Consider the following 24,117-nt stretch of genomic DNA (forward strand, 5'->3'; position numbering starts at 1 on the left):
AGGCGTCGGAGGCAGGTCAGAAGATCTTAAAATCTTCTACCCCCCAAGCCTGCCACCCGACGCCTCACGCTTTCGAATTATCTGTCCGAGACCGCTTCGATCGGCGCCTGTGGGACAAGGTTCCGATCCGACTGGGAGCGAAGCCACCCCTCGACAACGAAGAGCTCTCCCCCGGCCTTTCGATTCTCCACCCGATTCGTGACCGGGTTGTATGCCAATTGGCCTCTACCTGCCGGGGAGAAATTCTGTTCGACAAATTCGATATGATCTTCGGCCACCCGTGTGATAATCGCGACATGGCCGTAAGGGCCTCCCTGGAAAGCGAGAATGTCGTCCGGCCTCGGCGCCACCTGCCCGCCGTTCTCGAAGGCGTCGAGCCCCTTTTTGTCGGCAGTCTTAAAATAAGTATTCGCATTGCCGTTCCAACGTTTTCCCATCATCCCTTCCCGGGTCTCCATTCCCTTCACCAGATGATAGAAGCGCCTGACATATTCCACGCACTGATACTGTAATCCGTAAGTCGCCCGACCGCCGCAGCTCTCGTCGGGAGTCATAATATTCGACCGGGCGGGGACGCCGGCATGAGTGGCAAGGGTGGTCCCGCAGGGAGCGACTTCCATGCTCCCGCCGGTGGACGCCATTCCTGCCGTCAAGATAACCAGGGTGGAGAAGGTCAAGATCGAGCGCTTCATCATCAATGTTCCTCCGATATGGATGTTCTCGGAACATTAAAAAAGAAGTATCGAAATATTGCAATGGGGAAAGATGTCTTCGGGGAATAATTTCAGGAAATTAAGGAGGGGAGAGGGGCGATCTAGGGTGGTTTCCCAATCGGTCAGGAAGGCTGTCGGGGACGCATCATCAGGAAGTTGACCGCGATGAAGCCCCCCATCGCCCCCCCGGTCGCCGCCCCGATCAATCCCTGTTCGGGACCGGCGATCAAAAGGGCCAGCAGTCCCCCCAACAACGCGCCGACGACGATGAAAAGGAAGAAACGCCGGCCGCCGAGACGCCAGACGACCATGCCAATGAGGGCGCCGATCGTGGCGGCGAGGATGATCCAGAACGGTCCGCCGATGAACGATCCGATCAACCCTCCGGTGACGCCGGTAACCAGCATCCCGGGAAAGGAGGTATGAAGCGTATTTAAAACAGTCTTGGCCAACATAGGCGCAGGTTATCAAATCGACGAGGGGTGAGTCAATTTGTTTTTACGGAAACCGACGCGGTTCGATCGACTCCGAAATGACCCTCCGAAACGGCGGCCATTTCGTTGAGCCGCTTCTCGACTTCCAGACGGTATTCCTCCAGCTCCTGGCGGCGCGACTCCCTTGAAACCGCCATGGGGGTGTCCGACCAAACGGTCACCCGCGAGAAAGGAAAAACCAACGCAAGCTTGCACCAGCTCTTTTGAAAAAGATGTTGCCGCGATCCCCATGAGCGAATCTTGATGATCGGATAGCCGGTCTTTCGGGCAAGGAGGATGATCCCCGGCTTGGCGATCCGTCCCGGCGGGCGAGGGCCGTCGCAGACGATGATCCCGACCGCCTTTTCTTTAAGGACGAAATCGGTCAGCAGATCGAGCGCCTCTTTTCCCCCTTTGGAGCTGGAGCCGCGAAGAACGGTGAAGCCGAATTTTTCGATCAGATACGCGGCGAGCGCCCCGTCTTTGCTTTGGCTGACGATCGTCGCGATTTTCCGTCTTTTGGCGAACGAGATCAGAAAATAGAAATTGAACAGCATATCCTGATGCCACCAGGTCAGCAGGACCGGCCGGTCGTCATTCAGACAATCGAGGAGAGGGCCCTTCACCTCCACCCGGCAGGTCCAGCGATAGAGATGGACGAAGAACCAGGCGAAGCAATAGGCCAGACGGAAAAGGATTTTCTCAAGAAACAATTTCGGCACGAAGGCTCCCGGAGTTTGTTCAATCGCCGTGTCATTCTACAAGATCAATGCGAAGAACTCAAACAAGATTGCGCGTTGCTCCTTACCCTCCCTTCATTGAAATCCCCTCAGCCGGAGGCTGTTCCAAATCACCAGCAAGCTGCTGGCAATCATCGCCAGAGCGGCGAGGACCGGTTGGAGCATCCCGGCCATCGCAAAGCCGACGCCGATGATGTTGTAGAAGAAAGCCCAGAAAAGATTTTGTTTGATCGTGCGTGAAGCCCTTTTTGTAAAACGGATCAGCCAGGCGATTCTTCGAAGATCGGTCTGGACGAGGCTGACGTCGGCGGTTTCTTTCGCAACATCGCTCCCCGATCCGATGGCGACGCCGATGTCGGCCTCGGCAAGGGCGGCGGCATCGTTGATTCCATCGCCGACCATCGCGACGGCCGCTCCTCTTTTTTTCACCCGGCCGATCTCTTCGCATTTTTCATGGGGAAGCCGCTCGGCATGGATGGCGCACCCGGGGAGACGTTTTCCGATCTCTTCGGCTGCTTGTTTTTGATCTCCGCTCAACAGGTGGACGGAAAAGCCCTCCTTCCGGAGAAGAGAGACCGCCTCCGCCGACTCCGTGCGAAGACGATCACCAAAAACGAAAGCCCCATGAACCCTTCCCTCCCATCCGCAAAAGACGAGACTCTTCCCCGCCGAAGCGGCGCAGCGGCTCTCTTCCTCCAGGAGTGAGTCGAAGAGAAGGCCATTCTCCTTCATCCACCGCCGGCTTCCGAGCCAAACCCATTTCCCGTCGCCGTCGATCTTCACCTGGCCCGTTATGCCGAGGCCGGGGTGGTTTTTGAATCCGGCCGTCGGATAGAGCGGGATCCCCCGCTCCATGCCGGCGGCAGCAAGCGATCGGGCCAGCAGATGCTCCGACGGCTGCGCCAAGGAGGCGCCGACGGCCAGAAGGGGCTCCGGACGGACGCTCCCCCACGCGGGAAGGAGAATCGAGAGAAGAATCGGCTTTCCCTCGGTGAGGGTTCCGGTTTTATCGAAGAAAAGGGTAGATACCTTCGGCAAGACTTCAAAGACACGGCTCGACCGGATCAAAATCCCCTCTCGCGCCGCCCGGCCGATTCCGACCGAGATCACCATCGGCGTCGCCAACCCCAAGGCGCAGGGACAGGCGACGAGGAGAACGGCGAGTGAATTGAAGAGGGCCGCCGTCCCACCGGCCCGCCGCCACCAGAACAGGGCGGTTCCGGCCGCGCAGAGGAGCACCACCGGGATGAAGAACGAGGAGATGCGATCGGCCATCCGCGCCATCTCCCCGCGCGCCTGCTGCGCCTTTCCCATCAAAGAGATCATCTGGCTGAAAAGTGACCCGGCCAGCGGGGCGGTCGCGCGGATCATCAGAGGGGCCTCTCCATTCAGCGTGGCGGCATAAACCCGGTCTCCTATCCCCTTCTCGACCGGGCGCGCCTCGCCGGTCAGCATCGACTCATCGACCAGCGCCCCTTCCGTCGCGCCTCCTTCGATCACCGCTCCATCAACCGGGATCTGTTCTCCCGGACGGACCCGGAGGATCTCTCCCATTTGGACGGCTTCGGCCGGCTTTCGAATTTCTCTGCCGCCGATCAGAACCGTTGCCGTCGGCGGGGAAAGGGAGAGGAGCCGCTTGATCCCGTCGGCCGCCTGCGCGCGGGCGGTCGCTTCGAGAAACCGGCCGAGGGTCACCAGTACCAGAATCATCGCTCCGATATCGAAATAGACCCCTTCCTCTCCGGTCAGCCAGGCGAAGGTCGAGTAGAGGTACGCCGCGCCGGCCCCCAGGGCGATCAGGCTATCCATCCCGAACGCGAGGCGCTTCGCCTCTTGAAGAAGGCCCCTGAAAAAAGGAACCCCGAGAAGAAACGTCAACGGCGTTGCGTGAAGAAAAAGAAGAAGATGAAACGAAGGGATCACCTCCCGCGGGATCGCTTTTCCGTAGAGGAGAAGACTGAAGGTCATGATGTTCATGGAGAGGAGCGCGCCGAGCGCCAGCCGGGCAAGGAGAAAAGCGGCTTCGCCCCCCTCCCCCTGCTCGCCGACGATCCGGAAAGCAAGCCGGCAGCCGTAACAACAAAAGGGGTCGGGATCGGATCGGCCGGAGCGGATCGGCAGCCGGCAATGCCGGCAATGGAGCGGTCTCTTCATCAAAACCTCCCCTCATGTCCGGGATGAAACGGGATGAATGCACGCAATAGTGTGATCACCCCCAGGATCAACAGGAAGAGGGTTCCCGCCGAGATGAATCGGGCGCGAACAGCGGGAGAAAAAAAAGAGAGCAGCTTGGCCGAAAAGAGAAGCGCCGGGACGGTTCCCAATCCGAAGCTGATCATCGTGAAGAGCCCGGCCGAAACCGATCCGGTGCTCGCCGCCTTTGCGGCGAAAGCGTAGACCAATGAGCAAGGGAGAAGACCATGAAAGATCCCAAAGCAGAAGGAGGCCGCCCACCCCTCTCTCCCCTTCACCCACCCGAAGAGCGAAGCGAAGATCCCCGCCAGAAACGGGAGCCCCTTTCCCGGGGAGAAAAAAAGCGCCATCACCGAAATCCAGATGATCACACTCCCGGTCATGAGCGACAGCAGCCGCTGCGTCCCGAGCAGCAAGGTTCCAAACGCCCCGAACAGCGCGCCGACGGAGAGGTAGGTTCCAATCCGCCCGCCATGGTAGAGGAGGAGGTGAACCGTCCGACCGCGAGAACTTCCCATCCATGCATGGTGCATCCCCGCGATGCCGCCGCACATCCCGACGCAATGGAAAGAGGCGGCCAGGCTGATCAGGAACAATGCCAGGTATTCGATCACTTTTTCTCCCAAAGAACGGTGCACGGCAGCGGAAGATCAAACCGGAGAACGGTCCCTCGACGCGCCGAACGGACGACCGTATGAAAACGCAACTTTCGTACCGCTTTTCTTGAGCACGTGTCGACGTGCCGTGGGACAGGGATTGAATAAAAAAAAGAGCTATGCTACGATCTGCCTGGACGTTTTAAGAAGTGGTGGTTCTGCCTCGGTTTTTCCTCTGTATTTTCGCTCTTTGTTTCCTCGTTCGTACGTCAGCTTGATTACATTTCCAGGAATCCGCCGATGCAATTAGACAGATCGGAAACAAGCTTGGAGACTCTCTTTGTTCTCGTGAGTCTCTTCCTCATTCTCTTGATCGGAGCCACCCCTTGGTGGGTTGATCTCTATCAAACCGGATCTTTCTTCCAATCAAGAAGAGACCTCTTCTCGAATATTGTAAGCACCTCTTTAAATCTGGTCATGGTCTTTCTTCTGATTTATCTCTTTATCCAGCGGACCAAGCTGCAGCAATCCCGAACGATGGAGCTGCAACGGCTCTCCATGACCGACCACCTGACGGAAATCTACAACTCCCGCTTCTTCCATCACCGGCTCGGGAAAGAGGTGGAGCGGGCCAATCGCCAAAAAGAGGTCTTCTCCCTTCTCTTTCTCGATATCGACGGCTTTAAGAAATATAACGATTCTTATGGGCACGCGGCCGGCGATTCCGTTTTGAAAGAGGCCGGCCAGATTATCTTGCGGATGATCCGGGAGGGGGTCGATTGCGGGGCGCGCTACGGCGGGGATGAGTTCTCTGTGATCTTGATCGATACCGATCTGGAGGCGGCGATGGAGATCGGCGAGCGGATCCGGCTCGCCTTCCATCAACATCGAAACGGGAACATCTCATTAAGTATGGGGGTGGCGGTTTTCAAACGGGGGGATACCCCCGAGCGGCTCTTGAAACGGGCCGACGACGCGATGTACCGGGCCAAGCGGAAGGGGGGGAATCGCATCGAGTCCGAATCGGGATGGACCTACTCCCGCTACGATAAAACCGCTTAAGAGAGGACCGCCCCCGAGAGATCGGGCCGATTCCCCTCCCCCGCAATGCCTTCCCTCAGGCCGCCTCGGATATCTCCCCCGTCACAATGAGCCGTTTGAACTGGTTGAGGCTTCGCTCCAACGCCTCCTCCGGGACATCACCGAACAGGCGGGCAAACGCCGCCCCCAAGAGGCTGTGCGCCGGATCATATTTGAGGAAGAGCCGGACACGCGTCCCGGCCCCGTTCGGGTCGGCTTCAAAACGAACCGAGATGATCTCCGCCTCTCCCCCTTCGCCCGCCCCCCAGCTGATCGCCGCGTTCGGATGATCTTCGATCAAATGCGCTTCCCATTCCAATTGGGTGCCGGTGCCGGGTCCGGCCACCCAGTAGGAACGGCCGTTGTTCTCCTCGCGGACCGACTCAATCGTATCGAAAAATCGAGGGAGGTTTTGCAGGTTCTTCCATAGCGGATAAAGCGTCTCCGGCGGCAGATCGATGGTGATGCTCTTCTCCACTTCGATTGCACCACCGGCCGATTCCTCTTCTTTGAATCCCGCTCCTCCCCTCTCCTTCTCCGTCAGCTGTCGCTTCCCTGCCGTGTTCGCCCCGATCGCTTGATAGGCGTAACAGTGCCCCGTGACCCCGCGGTGCACCAGCGCCCCGCCGACAAGGGCCAATGCGAAACCGGGCCACGTGCGACGTTTCAAGCCATAGGCAATGAGTCCTCCGCCGCCGACCGCCGAGAGCCATCGCTCCACCTTCCCGACATTGATATCATTGTTCACCTGCTCCTCCGGATGTTCCGACATGCCATTCCTCCTCTGAACGAGATCGATTTTGTGAACCCTTCCGAAAATAGAATATTGCTTCAGGCATTGACCACGACGCCGCCGTTGGGATGGAGCACCTGCCCCGCATAATACGAGGCGTCCTCCGAGGCGAGAAAGACATAACTCGGCGCCACTTCATCCGGCTCGCCGGCCCGCTCCATCGGCACATTGCTCCCGAATTCAGCGACATGCTGGGGCGATTTCGCCTCTGCCGGGATCAGCGGCGTCCAGATCGGACCGGGGGCGACCCCGTTGACCCGAATCCCCCGCGCGATGAGCGCCTGAGAGAGCGACCGAGTGAAAGCGACGATCGCCCCTTTTGTCGCCGAATAGTCGAGCAGGTGCGGGCTCCCTTTGTAGGCGGTGACCGAGGTGGTGTTGATGATGGCGCTCCCTTCTCTCAGGTGCGGGAGGGCCGCCTTGGTCACAAAAAAGTATGAAAAGATATTCGTCCGGAAGGTCCGCTCGAGTTGTTCGGCGCTGATCTTCTCGATCCCCTCCTGCGGGTGCTGTTCGGCGGCATTGTTCACCAGAATATCGAGATGGCCGAACCCCTTCACCGTTTCATCGACGATCCGACGGCAGAAGGCCTCCTCCCCGATATCCCCGGCCATCGTGATACAGCGGCGCCCTTCTTTTTCGATCAGGCGCCGGGTCTCCTCCGCATCTTGATGTTCGTTGAGATAGCTGATGGCGACATCGGCTCCTTCCTTCGCGTAGGCGATCGCCACCGCCCGGCCGATTCCGCTGTCGCCGCCGGTGATCAACGCCGCTTTCCCCTGCAGCTTGCCGCTTCCGCGATAACCCCGTTCCTTTGATTTCGGTTGCGGCGTCATCTCCGCTTCAATCCCCGGCTGGCGCTCCTGGCGCTGCGCCGGACGTTGCACTTTCCTTTTCTCTTCCATCGCTCACTCCTCAAAAATTTCCAACGACGTAGTGTATGAGATAGATCATTTGGATCCGATCAGGCCGCCTGTTTTCCTTTCCTCATCGGACGGCCCGGAAGTCGTTGCCGATGATCGAAGAATCCGCTCCACCGATCCCTTTCGGTCTTCAATCGTTTCGGCACATTTCGAATTGTGAAATCGGCGATTCGCACCTCCTGATTGATCTCCTCCCAGGTGACCGGCATCGAAACCGTCGCCCCCCCTTTGGCCCGAGCGCTATAAGGTGCGATCACCGACTTCCCCCGCGCGTTCTGAAGCCAATCGACATAGACTTGTCCTTTTTTACGCGCCGACGGGGTCCGCGCGACCGTCGCAATTTCCGGAACACGGAGGGCTACTTCGTTTGCAACCACTTCGGCGAACAATGCCACCGTATCGTAGTCGTAAATCGGCTCCAAAGGAAGATAGAGATGGATCCCCGACGACCCGGAGGTCTTTGGATAAACGGAAAGGCCCCAGCCGCCGAAAACCGCGCGCGTCACCCGCGCCGTCCTCAATACGCTCTCCCAGGGAGCGCCGCCCGGATCGAGATCGATCACCAACCAATCGGGACGGTCGATTCGATCAACCGTCGAATGCCAGGGGTGATGCTCGATCGTCCCGAGATTCACCAGGTGAAGGAGCGAGGCAAGCCCGGAGTAAACGGCGTAGTCGATCTCTCTCCCCTCTTCGTTCCGCATCCGGGCGCTCCGCAAGTAGCTCGGTGCGCTTTGAAGATCATGTTGGAAAAATTTCGGCGCGGCGATGCCGCGGGGATACCGCTGCAAAATGGCGGGCCGGTTTTGAAGAAAAGGATCGATGAACGGAAAAACGCGAATGTAATAGCAAAGCAACTCGAATTTGGTGATTCGCTCCGCCGGCCAGTAGACCCGCTCGAGATGGGTGAGGGCGACACGGGCGCCGTCGATCTCGACGATCACATCGCCGGTGGGATTCTTCATGGAGAGAAATTCTTCAACCGTCAAAGGGGACCCTTCTGGAGGGGGGGTCCGCTTGATCCGGGCCGGCTTCACGGCAGGGACCGGCTCGGGCGTTTTTTCGAAATTTCGCTTTTTTCGGTAAGGCTTGAGTCCCATGGCGACCCGCTCAGAATGGTTGGACCGGATGAAATCTTCCTTACATCCAGGATAGACCAAAGCAAGATCGGGGGGCAAGAGGAGGAAAACGGTAGGGGCACAACATTTGTGCCCCTACGTTGTCAGGATCGTTTAAGGTCTCACCCAGAGTTCGACGTCGTCGTAGAGGACGGTTCCCTCGTAGTGGGTGATGTGGGGATCGCCGAACATGAAGTAATCGGGGTAAGCGGAATCGGCCGGCCAGGCGTTCCAGTCGATTCCCATGCTTTTCAGCGGCTGGCTGTTTTTGTCGCGCGGGGCGTCTTCGGGGGTGTTGTTGTAGTGCCAGACCGGGGTCTTTCGAAAATCGATCGCGCCGCGGTAGGTCGTCACCCCGCCGTATTGGAACCGGCCGGAGACCTCCAGGATATAGTGGGTCGCATTCCGTTCGATCGTGACGGTGTAGGTCTCGCCGTTGATGTAGGCGTCGGCCGCCGTATGGCCGGTCGGCCCGCAGCCGCGAAAAGCGCCGTTATAGAAACAATGAAAGGGATTGCCGGTCCAGACGCTGCCGAAGTTGTTGCCGTCGAGGGCCAGCATGGAAACCGGATGCGATCCTTCGGTGATCCGACCCCGCGGCGTCCAGATCGTCGACCAGGCATTCCCCGGAAGGTCGTCGTAGAAATTATTGTCGGAGTCGATGACGACTTTCCGATGGTGATGGATCCAGACGTTGTTGTGCGGCATCGGTTTTGTGTCGAGGATGGCGAGGAAGTAGAAGCCGTTCTCCCGCCACGCCTCCAGCGGCGCGGTCGATTGATTGGAGAATCGCCATGGATCGGCGGTCTCCGTTTTATCCGAGTAGCCGTTCTTCCGCCAGACGCCGTCGTCATCGCGCCCGCCGGCGGAGACCGGGGTGACTTTGAGCCGGATTCGGTATTCGGACGGAAGCGGCTCGGTGCTTCGCACTTCGGCACCGTCGTAATGAACCGTGTCGTTCAGTTGCAGGACGCGGTTCCCGTCTCCCAGTTGAGAGATCAAGAACTCTCCCCCATGCTCGTTCAGATCGAGGGTGCCGCTTGCATTGGCATCTCTTCCGTAGAGCTCGAAAGTCAGCCAACCGTTTTCGCTATAAGGAAACGACTTTCGGAAGGAGAGGAATTTTCCAAGCGCATCGGCAAAATTCTTCCCGAACGACTCATATTTTTTGAAGAAGAATGAACCATCCTCATCCCAGGGATCTTCGGGCTGGCCGTACGCGTCCCGTTCCCAGGGAAGATTCGCCGGAAGGGGGGTATCGAACGTCTCTTTATGTTTTAACATCCAACCGTCTACAATCAGAGGTGGATTCGAGGTGATGGGAGGATTGGCAGGAGGAGGATCAATGGGGGCCGGAGTGTCCTCTCCAGGAGGGGGCGCATCTGCTGAAGGCGGAGGCGGGGTTGGTTCCTCCCCTTCTGGAATTTCGACCGAAACAACCTCTCCTGATGGGAGGGGGACCCCTGGACCCGAAGCGGAGGAGCCCCCGCCGCTGCAGCCGAAGAGGAGCGCTGCGGACAAGAGGATCGACCCGATCGATTTGATTCCATTTTTCAAACAGGGCATACATCCCTCCTTTCGTCTAAAAGCCTAAGCATAGCCGAATTAGAAAAAAGGAGGGATTGGGGAAAAAGTGTAGATTCTCGAGAAAGGAGCCCTAAGGAATTGGGGAAATCTAAGGACGTTCAGACCGATAGTAGCCGCGATACCAATCAACGAAGCGTCGGACCCCTTCTTCAATCGGGGTCGCCGGCTTGAATCCGACCTCCTTCATCAGATCATCGACATCGGCATAGGTCGCCGGAACATCTCCCGGCTGAATCGGAACCAGCCGCCGCTCCCCTTTTTTCCCCAGACACTGTTCAAGCGTATCGAGGAGTTTGAGAAGTGCAACCGGGTTATTGTTTCCGATATTGAAGATTCGATATGGGGCGGAACTGGTGGCCGGATCGGGGTTTCGGCTGCTCCAGTTCGGATCGGGGGCCGGAATTTTCTCCCCCACGCGAACCACCCCTTCAATGATGTCATCGATGTAGGTAAAATCGCGCTCCATCTTTCCGAAGTTGAAGAGCTCGATCGGCTTTCCCGTCAGGATCGCCTTGCTGAAAAGAAAGAGCGCCATATCGGGCCGTCCCCACGGACCGTAGACGGTGAAAAAGCGAAGACCGGTGGTCGGAATACGATAGAGGTGAGAATAAGTATGGGCCATCAACTCGTTTGCCTTCTTGGTAGCGGCATAAAGCGAAACCGGGTGATCGACCCGGTCGTGGACCGAAAATGGCATCTGTGTGTTGGCGCCGTAAACTGAGCTGGAAGAGGCATAAATCAGGTGGGGGACCTGCGCTTGGCGGCACCCCTCCAGGATATGGAGAAATCCAACCAGGTTGCTTTCGATATAGACATGCGGGTTAGTGAGGCTGTAGCGGACCCCCGCTTGGGCCGCGAGATGGAAGACCCGCTCATATCGGTCGTTCCGGAATACCTCTTCCATCTTGGGCCGATCCGCCAGATCGGCCTTTACCAACCGAAAGTTCGAATGGCCTTCAAGCTGCTTGAGCCGGGCCTGTTTCAGAGAAACATCATAATAATCGTTTAAGTTATCGAGGCCGACCACCTCGTGCCCTTGGGAGAGGAGCCGCGATGAGAGATGGAAGCCGATGAACCCGGCCGCGCCGGTAACTAGAACTTTCAATGGTGAACTCCTTTACAACCGTCCATCGACCCAGGACCGATCCCAGAGATGTTTCACATCGTAAATGACCCGCCGCTCCTTGGCATATCGATTCAGGTCGTCCACCGTCCACTTTTTGAATTGCTGATGGGCTACCGACAAGATGATGGCATCATAGTAGTGCTCATGCAGGGTCTCGTCCAGTTTGAGGGCGTATTCATGCTCCACTTCCTGAACATCGGCCCAGGGATCATAGATGTGCACATGGGCATTGTACTGTTTTAATTCTTGGATAATATCGACGACGCGCGTGTTCCGGATGTCGGGACAGTTCTCTTTGAACGTCAGCCCGAGGATGAGGATGTCGCTCCCGACCACCGGAATTCCCTTTTTCGTCATCAACTTCACGACCTGCTCCGCAACATGGCTTCCCATACCGTCATTGATCCGCCGTCCGGCGAGGATCACCTCGGGGTGATAGCCGACCTCCTGTGCTTTGTGCGTCAGATAATACGGATCGACGCCGATGCAATGCCCGCCGACCAGTCCCGGAGAGAACTTGAGAAAATTCCATTTCGTCCCGGCGGCCCTCAACACCGCCTCCGTGTCGATCCCCAAACGACTGAAGAGCAGAGCCAGCTCATTGATGAGTGCGATATTCACATCGCGCTGGGTATTTTCGATCACCTTCGCCGCCTCGGCCACACGGATCGATTCCGCACGATGGGTCCCCGCAATAATGATCGATCTGTAGACGGCATCCACTATCTCCAAGGTCTCCGGCGTCGAGCCGGAGACGACCTTGAGGATTTTGGTGACGGTATGTTCTTTATCTCCCGGATTGATCCGCTCCGGAGAATACCCGGCAAAGAAGTCGTGGTTGAATTTCAGACCCGACTTCTCCTCCAGAATCGGCACGCAGATCTCCTCGGTCACCCCGGGATAAACGGTCGATTCATAAACGACAATGTCCCCCTTTTTCAAAACCGCCCCGACACTCTCAGTGGCTTTGACCACGGGGGTGAGATCGGGACGTTTATGCGCATCGATCGGCGTGGGAACGGTTATGATGAAAAAGTTGCACGCTTTGATCCCCTGCCGGTCGGTTGTGTAGACGAGTTTTTCGGCTGCGCGAAGAGCCTCTTCCGAAACTTCCAGGGTGGCATCGAATCCCTTCTCGAGCGCTTCGATCCGCTTTGCGTTGATATCAAATCCGATTGTCTTAAATTTTTTTCCGAATTCAACCGCCAGAGGAAGGCCGACATAGCCCAAGCCGATAATTGCAATGGTGATCCGATCTTCTAATTTCGTCGCCGTCATCGATTTCCCTCTACATTTTTTCGGAGAAGTGTATCAAACTTTAAAGACCTTGTCCAAAAAGAGGATGCTTTAATCTCATCCATATCGGTCTACATCGGTCTATCCTTTGTTTTTCTCGACAAGATGTTCCGCCTCTTCCACCATTTGCTCCAGGAAACGGAGTCCTCCTTGCCAGAAGTCACGCTTCGTAATATCCAGTCCGATTTTTTCCTGGATTAATTGATTAGGCGGTTGCGAGCCTCCGGCCGAGAGAAGCTCGAGATATTTCGGGACGAAGGTCTCTCCCTCTTCCCTATATTGATGATACAAAGCGAGGACAAGCAGGTGTCCGAAAGCGTAGGCGTAGGTATAAAAAGGGGAGTGAATGAAATGGGAGATGTACATCCACCACCATCGATAATCATCGGTCAGCGTCAACGCGTCGCCGAACATCGCACGGTTCTCCGAGAGCCAAAGTTGATTGATTCGATCCGGGCCGAGTTCTCCCTCCGTCCTTCGCGCCGCATGCGCCCTCTGCTCAAATCGGCAGAGGACCACTTGCCGGAAAATCGTTGCAAAACTCTCTTCGAGTTTTTCCATCAGGAGCGCCAACCTCTTTTTCGGGTCTTGTTCTTCGCTCTGCAATCGATGAAAGACAAGCATCTCGGCGAAGACGCTGGCGGTCTCTGCGGTGGTGAGCGGCGTATCGAAGTTGAAGTAATTTTGCCGGCGCGACACCCACTGATGCACCCCATGCCCGAGCTCGTGCGCGAGGGTCATCACATCACGGGGGTTCCCGAGATAATTGACGAAGACATACGGATGGACGCTCGGAACGGTGCCGTGGCTGAAAGCCCCTCCCCGCTTACCGGGGCGAACGGGGGCATCGATCCAATGTTTCTCGAAGAAAAGAGAGGCGATTTCAGCCACCTGAGGCGAGAAGTCGGTAAAAGCCGAGAGAACCTGTCCCTTTGCCTTATCGAACGGGATCGGCTCCGACCTGGCAGTCATCGGAGCATAACGGTCGTAGTCGTAGAGCTGATCCAGACCGAGTTGCGCTTTCTTCAATCGATAATAGCGAGCGACCAAGCCGTAGAAGGATTCGCAGGCGGCGAGAAGCGCATCGACCGCGGCAGGCTCGATTTCGTTCGATAAATTCCGGGAGGCCATCGGGTCGGGGAAACGGCGCAGCCGGTCATCGCTGGCATGATCGGCCACAATTTGATTGAAGATGAATGTAAAGAGGGAGGCGTTTCGCTCCAACCCCTCGGTCAACCCTTTCGCCGCCGCTCGCCGGACCTCGCGCTGCGGCTCGTAAAGCAAGGCGAGCGCCTCTTGCTCGGCGAGTAAACGGCGCTCTCCGCCGATGTCGACCTGAAATTGAATCTGATTGATCGTTTCATCAAAGAGCCGCTGGAAGGCGCGGATGCCGGTGTTCGCCTTTTCCTCCAAGATTTTTTCTTCGGCCTCCGAGAGCCGATGCGGCGCCCATTTTCGGATCGACTCTAAAAAGTGACGATACCTCGATAGCTCGGGCGCTTGCATCCCTTCCTCGGCTTTCTTCTCCGGAACCGCGGTCCATTCCAATTCAAAAAAGAGGAGATGACGCTGAAGTTCGGTAAAACGCTCCTGCGTTCGCTGAAGCAGCGCCCCATGTTTAGGATTCTGCGTGTCGGCGGCAAAAACAAGGTAAGCATAAGCAAGAACCCGATCGACCCGCTCCCGAATCGATTCCAACTCTTCCAGCGCTTCGAAAAAACGCTTTCCGGTCATCTCGCCCGAAAGAATGCGGCCCCGATATTGTTGCTCGAACCGCTCGGCCTGCTGGAGCGAATCGCGGAGATCGGCCTCGATTTTGAGATCATCGATCCCTTGATACAAATCGCTCAAATTCCAAGTCGGCAATCCGGACTCTTTCAATTTCTTCCCCTTATCCGTGGGTACGCTCTCAAATCTGTCAGAATTACAATATCATAAACGATGAATTCCCTGGAACATAAAAATATCAGTCTGCTCAAATGGACCCACAATCCGACCTCTTTCTTTCGAACCCGATCTTCATTAACAAGTTTGACAGATTTCCGGTCGAGAGATAATCTTTTAAATACCGATGGAACTCTCATTTCTCATACCGGATCGGCTATTTCGCCGATCCATCTTTACTCGACTTCCCCTCTGTTTAGGGGTATTCTTATCCGTCTTCGTCGCCGCTTGCGGCGGTGGCGGCGGAGGAGGGGGGGGCACGGATCCTCCTCTCCCGGTCATCGCCGAGATTGAAGTCTCCCCGACGGCCGTGACCATCTCAAAAACAGGTTCCCTACAGTTCAGTGCAACCGCACGGGATGCGGACGGAACATCGATCTCCAGTGTGACGTTTACCTGGTCTTCGGACAATCCGGATATTGTCAGCATCGACGCCAACGGCCTCGCCTCCGGCATCGCGGAAGGAACGGCGACCATCACCGCCTCCGCGGATGGGGTCTCCGGAACAACGGCGGTGGAAGTGACTTTCCGCCTCTTCTCCAGCCCGACCACTTATCCTGTGGGAACCACCCCTTCAGCAGTCGCTGCCGGCGACTTTAATAATGACAGTTCCGTGGACTTAGTCGTCGCAAATGTAGACGACAACTCCATTTCACTCTTGAAAGGGATGGGGAACGGACTATTCTCGGCCGCCGAGACTTTCTCGGTCGGCGTTTTTCCTCAATCGCTTGTTATGGGACGTTTTGGGCCCGATTCATTTGACGATCTGGCCGTTGTGAATTTCGGAGATTCATCCATCTCTCTTTTCCTGGGGATTCATACCGGAATCGGCCCAACCACGGAAATTCCTTCCTCCGGAAACGGTCCCATTGCAATCGTGACAGCCGACTTCGACAACGACGGCGACCCAGACCTCGCCACCGCCAATCTCTCCACAAGCGATATTTCTTTGTTCCTCGGAAACGGAGACGGGACTTTCCAATCTCCGCTTTCTTTCCCGAGCGAAGGGAGCGGGCCCATCGCGCTTCTTGCCGCCGACCTGGATAAAGACGGAAGAACCGATCTGGCCGTCGTGCTCGGATCAGACGACAAGGTTGCGATTTTGCTCAATGACGGCGCAAGCGGTTTTGATAGCCCGGAGCCGCCGATTTCCGTCGGAACAGGTCCCAATGCAATTATCTCCGGAGACTGGGACAGCGATGGGAATATCGATCTGGCTGTCGTCAACAGTGTCAGTGCCGATCTGACGCTGTTGTTTGGAGATGGCGCCGGGAACTTTTCAGTCCAAACATTACCGCTCCCCGGGGGAGGACGCCCCGAATTTGCCGCAACGGGAGATTTTGACGACGACGGAAATCCCGATATTGCTGTCTCAAACAGCAACAATAATGTCATTTCGATTTTATTGAATACAGGCAACGGTCTTTTCTCCGATCCGATCCAACAATCAACCGACAATCAGCCCCTGGCGATCGTGGCCGAAGATCTGAACAGCGATGGAACAGACGATCTGGCTGTAACCCATGCCGGGGACAACACGCTTTCCGTTTTTTTTCACGCAGATCCCAACTAAATTACCATCCCACATCATACAAAATTGGAATACTATTCCCCTTGACGCAATGACATCCCCGCCGTATAGTTATGCTTACATAAAGAAACCATTGATGCCACCGACAAGAGCTACCCTTCTCGAAAGAGCAGGGGCGCAAAGTCCTTGACCTAAGTCTGATAAAGATAGGGTTGCAAGGATTACCGAAGCGGCTATCGCTCGAAGCTCATCCACAAAGGTGGTATGAGCTTTTTTTTTGGGGGATGCGAATGAAAACCACCAAGTCGGCGCTCACGATAAATTTAGATCAGCAGGCGATGTGGAAGCGACACAACCGACATCATTGTGTCATGATTCCTGTTGACTGTGAGCGGGGCAACGATATACTTGATTTAGGATATACCGTTAGTAAATTTTATTCATCCGGCGGACGGAACCGGAGAACAGAAAACCCGGCACGTCGGCAAGTACGTTTGGCAAGAATTTATCAAAGGAAGGGCAATCCGTGAGGAAACGAACACCATTCGGAAAAAGAACATCTTTCCTCCGACTTTGCCCTATTTTTATCGCCGGCTTACTCCTCCTCGCAGCGATTCTTCTCAATGCCACGAACAGCCTTGCTGACACCCTCACGCTGCACCCCAGCGGCCAAAACGCCACTTTCAGCACAACGGGGACTTGGACGGTTGTCGGCGGCGGGTTCACCTATGCCAACGTCTGGGACGCCAACGACAGCGATGCAAGCTATATCCAAAACAGCGCTTTGAGCAACAAAATCTACATGGATTTGGACGACACTACCCACGTCGGATTCGTGATCAACGATGTTCAGGTTTTTGCCATGGCCCGGGTCACCGGGTCGTCGAGCACCGGCATTCAGTTGGGATTTCGGGCCGGGCCGACCGACACAACCGACCGTCTCGGCAGCACCAGAACGGTCCGAAGCACCTCTTACCGAAGTTATTCCGGGAACCTCTATACAACCAATCCGAGAACCAGCGCCCCCTGGACCTGGGACGACATCAACTCATTGATTCCGATCGTGCAGCATTCAACCGACTCCGACGCCCTTCGGGTCACCGAACTTTTTGTGAGAGTCAATTTTACAAAGGCCCTCTCCCCTTCCGGGAAGAATGCGCTATCCACAGGATGGACCTTCACTCCCGGCGGGTCAGAGGCCACCGCTCTTGACACCTCCAATGGCGACACTTCCTACGCGGCAAGCACCGTACTTGACGAAACGCTCTATATGGATTTGGACAACTTCCCCGCTGCAACAACAATGATCACCGGCGTCCGGCTGAACGTGGTGGCGCGCTGTGCCACCATCCCATGCAATCTGCAGATCGGAATCCGGACCAACGGCATCGATTTCCTTAAAAGCTTTGATGAGGTGCCGGGCTCCGGGACCATCTACTCCATCGGGGCCACCAGCATCCATGGAAACGCCACCAGTTTTAACACCCAGCTGGCAGCCGGAAGTCAGATTACGGCGATGGGACAGACCCGAACGGTTTCTACTGTGACCGACCGGAATGATCTTACGGTCAGTTCCGCCTTTAGCCCGCAGTTGCCGAACGACGATGATTTGGCGGTGCCGTTCACCTTCCTCGGCGGAACGACCAGTTATCAAACGTTTAGCGGCGATTTTTACACCCATAACCCGGCGACGCTGGCCCCCTGGAGCTGGAGCGACATCAATAATATGATGGGGGTCGTTAAACATGTGACCAATGCAAACGGCCTCCGGGTCACCCAGATGTATCTCTCGATCAATTACATCGCTCCGATGGCCCTCTCCTATAGTCCGGATACCGGTTTCGGATCGACCGGCGGCGTCTTTCCCAAAGGGGGCGGGGCTTCCACTCCATTTACGTATAAAGTCGTCTATACCAATTTAAACAACAATGCGCCGACCTTGATCAAAGTTCATATCGACGGCGACGGCGGACATGACATGGTCCGGGATACCAGCGCGGAACAGCCCGAATTTAGGGATGGCGACTTTGAAAACGGCGAACAATACACCTACACGGCTGCTTCCCTCTCCTCCGGTCAGCATACCTATTACTTCGCCGCCTCGGACGGATCGGACAGCACCCAAAAACCGACCATCGGCACGCTTGCCGGACCCGGAGTACAGATCCCCGCGGGGACCGACACCATCCTGCCGTCCGGCGAAAATGAACTGAGCATCGGGGACTGGGGCTTTAACGGGGCGGATGCGACGACCGCTCTCGACACCAGCGACGCAAACACCAGCTACGCCGACCTTAATGCCTCGGTCAAGGGAGAGGTCCTCTATATCGACATGGATGACTCCGCTCTGACCGGTTCGATCACCTCGGTCCAGGTTTCGGCGGTGATGTGCTCGGTAACCACCTCATTGGCAAACGTTCGGATCGGCCTGCGATTGAACGGCACCGACTATGTCAGCACCGCCTTCAACGTCGCCAATAGCTCCAGTTGCGGAACTTATACCACGTACACCCCGGCCAGCGCCCTCTACAAAATCAACCCCGACACGGGAAAAGGGTGGACCTGGGACGATCTCAATGAGATGATCGGCGTGGTCCTCAATGAAAACACCAACGACCTTCGGATCACCCGATTCAGCGTTGCGGTCGTCCATACACCGGTCATCCTCTCCTTCGCGGAAGATGCCGGCTACAATTCCCTCGACGGGGTCAGTCCCGACTCCGGAAAAAGCACCACCGCTTTCACCTATAAAGTCATTTATAGCCAGGCCAACGGCACAGCGCCGGCCGCCAACAACCCTAAGGTCCATATCGACGGCAACGCGACCGGCGTCGCCATGACCCTTGACACCGGCGCCTCCGACCCATCTCTCTATAACGGCGACTACCTCGACGGCGAACAATACACCTACACCGCCCCTGCCGGCTATTCCACCGGAACCCACACCTATTATTTCAGCGTCTCCGACGGCACCAACAGTGTCCTCTTTCCGGTTACGGGAAACTTCAGCGGCCCCGCCGTTTCCCTTCCGGCCGGGAGCTTCACCCTCTTTCCAACCGATGTGGCCGATGGAACCGCCGGGTTCAGCTTCTGCAATTCCGGATTTAGGCGCTCCGACTGCTTCAATTCCGAGACCGCCCTCGACACCAACGATGGGGATTCGAGCTATGCCCGGGGGAGACGCAGCAGCGACCTTTTATTTATGACGATGGATGACGCCCAAGACAACGGCCAATTCATCACGCAGGTCCAGGTCAGCGCGGTGGTCAAAAGCGAATCGGGCACGATCAACTTTACCCTCGGGCTCTCCTCCGCCGACAACCACATCGAAGGATCGGTCCTGAGCACCTCTTCAACGAGTTATGTCACGTTATCGGGGACCGCCTATGGATTCAATCCCCTGACCGGCGCCCCCTGGACCTGGGTCGACATCAAAAACCTGGTCGCGGTCGTGAATCACACCAATAACACCCGGATGCGGATCACACAACTCTATGTCGTCGTCAGCTACGGCCCGGTCCGTTTGCAAAACTCCATCGAGGCCGGCTACATCAGCGACGGGGTCAGCCCAAACCTCGGAAATACGACAACGTCATTTAAATTCAAAACGGTTTATTATCAGGTGAATAACGTCGCTCCCGCCGCAGGCAACCCCAAGATCCATCTCGACGGCAATGCCACCGGCGTCGCCATGACCCTCGACGCAACGGCCGCCGCGGCCCTCCGCGACGGCGACTACGCCAACGGTGAACAATACATCCACACCGCCACCCTTGCGCAGGGAACCCATAATTACTACTTTTCCGCCACCGATGGAACCAACACCGCCCGGCTGCCGGCCGGCACGGCGACCTACAGCGGCCCCGATGTCGCCCTCAACGGCGCCGCCCCGAACCTGGCCCCATCCGGAAAAGCGACGATCGTGGCCTCTACCGGATGGACCTTCTGCAACGCGACCCCGACTTGCAGCACCAACGGTACCAGCACCTACGCCAATACCGTCGCGCTTGACACCAATGATGGGGACACCTCCTTTGCCAGAAGCACCGTCAACGGCGACCGGCTCTATATGGAGCTCGACGATCCGGCCGCCCTTTCCGACGCCCTTACGATTACCTCCATTCAGTTGTTTGCCGTCGCCCGGGATACCTCCAGCTCGACGACCACCGGGTTTGATTTCGGTTTGCGGCTCGGCAGCGACGATTACCTCTCGGGAACAACCCAAGTCCCCCCTAATGCTTATGGAACGGCTATCGCCGGCGCCATCTATACCACCCATCCGGCGACCGGAGAAAACTGGAGCTGGAACGACATCAAAGGGATGAGAGCGGTCATCGTGCATCAGACCAACTCCAATGAAATCCGAGTGACACAACTTTATCTGACCGTCAGCTACTCCCCGATCCGGCTCACCTATTCAACCGATCCCAGGTACTTTGACGACGGGGTCGACCCGAACGGGGGGATTACGACGACGCAATTCAAGTACCGGATTGTTTATACGCAAGCGTACGGCCTCGCCCCCGCAGCGGGCTATCCCAAAGTTCACATCGACGGCAGCGTCGGCGGCGTCGCCATGACCCTCGATACGGAAGCCCCCGCAGAGCTGCAAGATGGGGATTATACCAACGGCGAGCAGTATCTCTCTACCACGACGCTGGGTGCACAGGGAACGCCGCACGACTACTATTTCGACGTCTCGGACGGCACGAATACCGTGCGAACGCCCCTCTCCGGAACCTTGATCGGCCCGGTCGTCTCCGCCAACGCGCCGACCCTCTCTTTTGCAAGCCAGACGGGATATGCCCTTACGTCGGCAGGCACCGGCACCCTGACAACCTCGGGAACCAGCACCGTCACCGGAACAGGCACGAGCTTCACGACCCAACTCCAGGTCGGCACCACCATCACTTCAGCCAGCGGACAGACGCGAACAGTCACCGCCATCACAAACAATACCAGTCTCACGGTCGATACCCCCTTCTCCCCCAATCTCTCCGGGGTCGCGTTCACCTATTCCGTCTGGTCGGGCACCGGCACCTTAACGACCTCGGGGACAACAACCGTCACCGGCAGCGGGACCAGCTTCACCACCCAGCTCCAGGTTGGAAGCACGATCACCGCCTCCGGCCAAACCCGGACGGTGACGGCCATCGCGAGCAATACTTCATTAACCGTCGATATGGCTTTTTCTCCCAATCTCTCCGCGGCTTCATTCACATTCGCGAACGATCTCCCGCTCAGGGGGGTGGAGCCGAACAGCGGAACGGTCAATTCTCAGTTCACTTATAAAATTATTTACACAGACGCCGATAACAATCCCCCGGTGACCGGTTACCCCCGGCTCCTCCTCGATTACAATACGGTCGTCCATGCCATGTCGCTCGACACCGGCGCCGCGGCGAGCCTGCGGGATGGAAACTACACGAACGGCGAGCAATATACCGTGACCGTGTATCTCGACTATCCCGGCACCCACGCCTATTCCTTCGATGCGACCGACGGTGTCACGGCGGTCTTCTGGCCGCTCGACGGCGACGGCTTCCTGGCCCCCTCCGTCACCGATTCGGTCAGCTCCGGGATCGTCATTTATCCGGCAAGCCGGAACTCACAGACTTCGGGATTCACCTTCTTGGGGACCGATCAGGATCCTTCCACCGCGCTGGATCCCGGCTACGGCGGGAATGGAACCCTCTCGAACGCCTTGTCCTCGACGACGGTCACCGGGGTCGGAAGCAATTTCTCCGCCATGAGCGTGGGGAGCATTCTCACCGCCGGTTCCCCCCACCAGAAACGGAGGGTTACCGCCATTGCGAACGACACCTCGCTGACCACCGACACCGCTTTTTCCCCCAATTTAAGCAGTGCCCCCTGGCGCTATGACGGAGATGTCTCCTACGCGCGAGGAACCCGAAACACCCACAGGCTCTACATGAACATGGACGACGTCAGCCGAGGCACATCGGCGATTACTTCGGTTCAATTCTTTGCCATCATCCGGGACAATGGGACCGACGATGTGGACTTCTCGGTCGGGCTCCAGGTCGGCGGGACCGACTACATGACCAGCTACGACACCCCCGGAACCAGCACTTACACGACCTACGCCGGCGCCCTCCACAACACGAATCCCAAGACCGGCACGACCTGGACGTGGGACGACATCGAGAGCCTCCTCGGCGTGGTCAAGCATCACGAGGGTTGCAGCCGCTCCTCAAACTGCAGAGAAATCCGGGTCACGCAAATGTATATCCAGGTCAATTACAACAGCCTTCCGACCCTCTCCTACTCGCCGGAAGGGGGATACTTCGGCACCGACGGCATCGATCCCGACGGATGGAACCCGAACCATATTTTCACCTATAAGGTCGTCTATGCCAGCGGATCGAACTTCGCCCCCACCTCGCTAAAGGTCTTCATCGACGGCGACGGCGGGCACGAGATGATCCACGACGGCGAATTCATCACCAACGATCCGTTGCGGAACGGCGACTACACCGACGGAGAGCAATTCTATTACAGCACCGCGGTGAATGGGCTGGCGGTCGGGCCGCACAATTATTACTTCCTCGCCAACGACGGGAGCAATACCTATCGTCTCCCGACCAGCGGAACCCTCTCCGGACCGAACGTCTCCGTCAACGAGCCGTTCCTTCAGTTCTCATCGGAGAGCGGGTACGGAACCGATGGGATCAACCCCAATAACGGCGAGAGCGGATCGACACAATTTACGTATAAAGTGATCTACACCCACCCCGACAACAACCGCCCGCTGTATGTAAAAGTTCATATCGATGGCGCTCAGGAGGGATCGCTCGCCGTCGACAGCAGCGCCGCGGCGGCGCTCAAAGACGGCAACTATATCAACGGGGAGCAATACAGCTACACCACAAACTCCGGCGTTGGAAGCCACACGTATCTCTTCGAGGCGGCCGACGGGGCAAAGCAGGTCTTCTTGCCGGTCGTCCCCTCTTTGGGCCTTCTCTCCGGTCCGACGGTGACCGATCTTATCGCCCCGAATGCGGTGACCAATCTGGCCATCAGCACGCGCACCCCCACCTCGACGACATTAACTTGGACCGCGCCGGGAGACGCCGGAACCGGTACCGGCTGTCCGTGCGGAACCGTCGCCTCTTACAATATCCGTTATTCGACCCTGAAGATCGTTGATGACGCCGCCACCCCGGGAGCCGGAGAGATCCGATTCTCGGATGCAACGGCGGCAAACGTCTCCCTGACGCCGCAAGCGGCCGGCACGACGGAAACCGTGACCGTCACGGGACTGAATCCGAATACCCCTTATTACTTTGCGATGAAAAGCACCGACGCGAAACCGTGGACTTCCGCGATGTCCAACGTGGTCAACGCATCGGCCAATCCGCCGGTTCCGTCAACGAATCTGATGAGCAGCTGGAACATGGTCTCCGTTCCGATGACCCCGAGCCCGGCCGACGTGGCGACCGTTTTCGGATCGAGCGTCGGGATTCCCGTCAATATCAGAAAATGGGTCTCGACCGGAACAACCAGCCAAACCGGATCGTTCGCCACCCTCTCTGCCACCGATACGGTACAAGCGGGGATCGGGTATTTCCTCGAATCCCCCGACACCACACGGTTCCTGAACCCGGCCGGGTCGGCCAATGCGGCCGCCACCTTCTCGATCCCGCTGATGCAAGGGTATAACATCATTGGAAATCCATACACGAAAGATATCGCGCTCGATGCCACCTGCGTGAGTCGGAACGGCGGGAGTGGAACCTGCACTTCCTCGGTCAACGATGCCAATTTCAAATCCTACGCCAATGCGGCCGCCGCGGGATGGGTTGGAAATGCCCTTTATCGATGGGACGGCGCCGCTTACACGTTCCGGACTTACAATGATCCCGATCCTGCGATGAAGGCGACCCTCCAGCTCTGGCAGGGATACTGGCTGCAGGTGACCGACGCAAATGCGGCGAATACATATAGCCTCATTGTTGTGAAGCCGTAAACCAAGGGGAAATC

At 57.2% G+C, this 24,117-nt stretch carries 15 protein-coding genes and 1 riboswitch; of the genes, 3 read left to right on the forward strand and 12 right to left on the reverse strand.

Annotated features, from left to right (window positions below; genetic code table 11):
• Positions 1 to 77: 77 nt before the first annotated feature.
• The 5 genes from MCM46_04875 to MCM46_04895 all read right to left on the reverse strand — a co-directional run bounded on the left by MCM46_04875 (position 78) and on the right by MCM46_04895 (position 4,733).
• On the reverse strand, positions 78 to 695 hold the full coding sequence (locus MCM46_04875) for a CHAP domain-containing protein (GenBank protein ID MCG3111139.1): 618 nt from the start codon (positions 693 to 695) through the stop codon (positions 78 to 80).
• 140 nt (positions 696 to 835) lie between these two features.
• On the reverse strand, positions 836 to 1,168 hold the full coding sequence (locus tag MCM46_04880; protein ID MCG3111140.1) for a hypothetical protein: 333 nt from the start codon (positions 1,166 to 1,168) through the stop codon (positions 836 to 838).
• A 32-nt stretch (positions 1,169 to 1,200) separates the two neighbouring features.
• A complete protein-coding gene (locus MCM46_04885; protein ID MCG3111141.1) occupies positions 1,201 to 1,908 on the reverse strand; it encodes a lysophospholipid acyltransferase family protein in 708 nt (235 codons plus the stop codon).
• A gap of 93 nt (positions 1,909 to 2,001) precedes the next feature.
• On the reverse strand, positions 2,002 to 4,080 hold the full coding sequence (locus MCM46_04890; protein MCG3111142.1) for a cation-translocating P-type ATPase: 2,079 nt from the start codon (positions 4,078 to 4,080) through the stop codon (positions 2,002 to 2,004).
• A complete protein-coding gene (locus MCM46_04895) occupies positions 4,080 to 4,733 on the reverse strand; it encodes a sulfite exporter TauE/SafE family protein (GenBank protein ID MCG3111143.1) in 654 nt (217 codons plus the stop codon). The genes MCM46_04890 and MCM46_04895 overlap by 1 nt, the downstream gene beginning before the upstream one ends.
• A gap of 282 nt (positions 4,734 to 5,015) precedes the next feature.
• On the opposite strand from MCM46_04895, the gene MCM46_04900 reads away from it, so the two are divergent.
• The gene (locus MCM46_04900; GenBank protein ID MCG3111144.1) at positions 5,016 to 5,777 is read left to right on the forward strand and encodes a GGDEF domain-containing protein; all 762 of its coding nucleotides are present in this window, start codon (positions 5,016 to 5,018) and stop codon (positions 5,775 to 5,777) included.
• A 55-nt stretch (positions 5,778 to 5,832) separates the two neighbouring features.
• Here MCM46_04900 and MCM46_04905 read toward each other — a convergent pair whose 3' ends face one another.
• The 7 genes from MCM46_04905 to MCM46_04935 all read right to left on the reverse strand — a co-directional run bounded on the left by MCM46_04905 (position 5,833) and on the right by MCM46_04935 (position 14,519).
• Entirely contained in the window at positions 5,833 to 6,567 is a 735-nt protein-coding gene (locus MCM46_04905; GenBank protein MCG3111145.1) for a DUF2892 domain-containing protein, read from the reverse strand.
• Positions 6,568 to 6,626: 59 nt separating this feature from the next.
• The gene (locus tag MCM46_04910; GenBank protein MCG3111146.1) at positions 6,627 to 7,493 is read right to left on the reverse strand and encodes an SDR family oxidoreductase; all 867 of its coding nucleotides are present in this window, start codon (positions 7,491 to 7,493) and stop codon (positions 6,627 to 6,629) included.
• A gap of 59 nt (positions 7,494 to 7,552) precedes the next feature.
• Positions 7,553 to 8,611, reverse strand: a complete 1,059-nt coding sequence (gene ligD / locus MCM46_04915) for a non-homologous end-joining DNA ligase (GenBank protein ID MCG3111147.1) — start codon at positions 8,609 to 8,611, stop codon at positions 7,553 to 7,555.
• A 132-nt stretch (positions 8,612 to 8,743) separates the two neighbouring features.
• Positions 8,744 to 10,195 carry a hypothetical protein gene (locus MCM46_04920; GenBank protein MCG3111148.1) on the reverse strand — a complete coding sequence of 484 codons (1,452 nt, stop codon included), beginning with the start codon at positions 10,193 to 10,195 and terminating at the stop codon, positions 8,744 to 8,746.
• Positions 10,196 to 10,304: 109 nt separating this feature from the next.
• A complete protein-coding gene (locus tag MCM46_04925; GenBank protein ID MCG3111149.1) occupies positions 10,305 to 11,321 on the reverse strand; it encodes an NAD-dependent epimerase in 1,017 nt (338 codons plus the stop codon).
• 12 nt (positions 11,322 to 11,333) lie between these two features.
• A complete protein-coding gene (gene tviB / locus MCM46_04930; protein ID MCG3111150.1) occupies positions 11,334 to 12,620 on the reverse strand; it encodes a Vi polysaccharide biosynthesis UDP-N-acetylglucosamine C-6 dehydrogenase TviB in 1,287 nt (428 codons plus the stop codon).
• A gap of 99 nt (positions 12,621 to 12,719) precedes the next feature.
• Positions 12,720 to 14,519 carry a M3 family oligoendopeptidase gene (locus MCM46_04935; protein ID MCG3111151.1) on the reverse strand — a complete coding sequence of 600 codons (1,800 nt, stop codon included), beginning with the start codon at positions 14,517 to 14,519 and terminating at the stop codon, positions 12,720 to 12,722.
• Between the two features lie 190 nt (positions 14,520 to 14,709).
• Here MCM46_04935 and MCM46_04940 point away from each other — a divergent pair, with 190 nt between their 5' ends.
• Together MCM46_04940 and MCM46_04945 are read left to right on the forward strand one after the other, a co-directional pair.
• Positions 14,710 to 16,155: an FG-GAP-like repeat-containing protein gene (locus MCM46_04940; protein ID MCG3111152.1), complete on the forward strand. Its 1,446-nt coding sequence runs from the start codon at positions 14,710 to 14,712 to the stop codon at positions 16,153 to 16,155.
• 98 nt (positions 16,156 to 16,253) lie between these two features.
• A riboswitch (cyclic di-GMP riboswitch) is annotated at positions 16,254 to 16,342 on the forward strand.
• Positions 16,343 to 16,639: 297 nt separating this feature from the next.
• Positions 16,640 to 24,103 carry a fibronectin type III domain-containing protein gene (locus tag MCM46_04945; protein MCG3111153.1) on the forward strand — a complete coding sequence of 2,488 codons (7,464 nt, stop codon included), beginning with the start codon at positions 16,640 to 16,642 and terminating at the stop codon, positions 24,101 to 24,103.
• Positions 24,104 to 24,117 lie beyond the last annotated feature (14 nt).

It is taken from the genome of Candidatus Manganitrophus morganii (genome assembly GCA_021651055.1).
GTDB classification, from domain to species: Bacteria; Nitrospirota; Nitrospiria; order SBBL01; family Manganitrophaceae; genus Manganitrophus; species Manganitrophus morganii.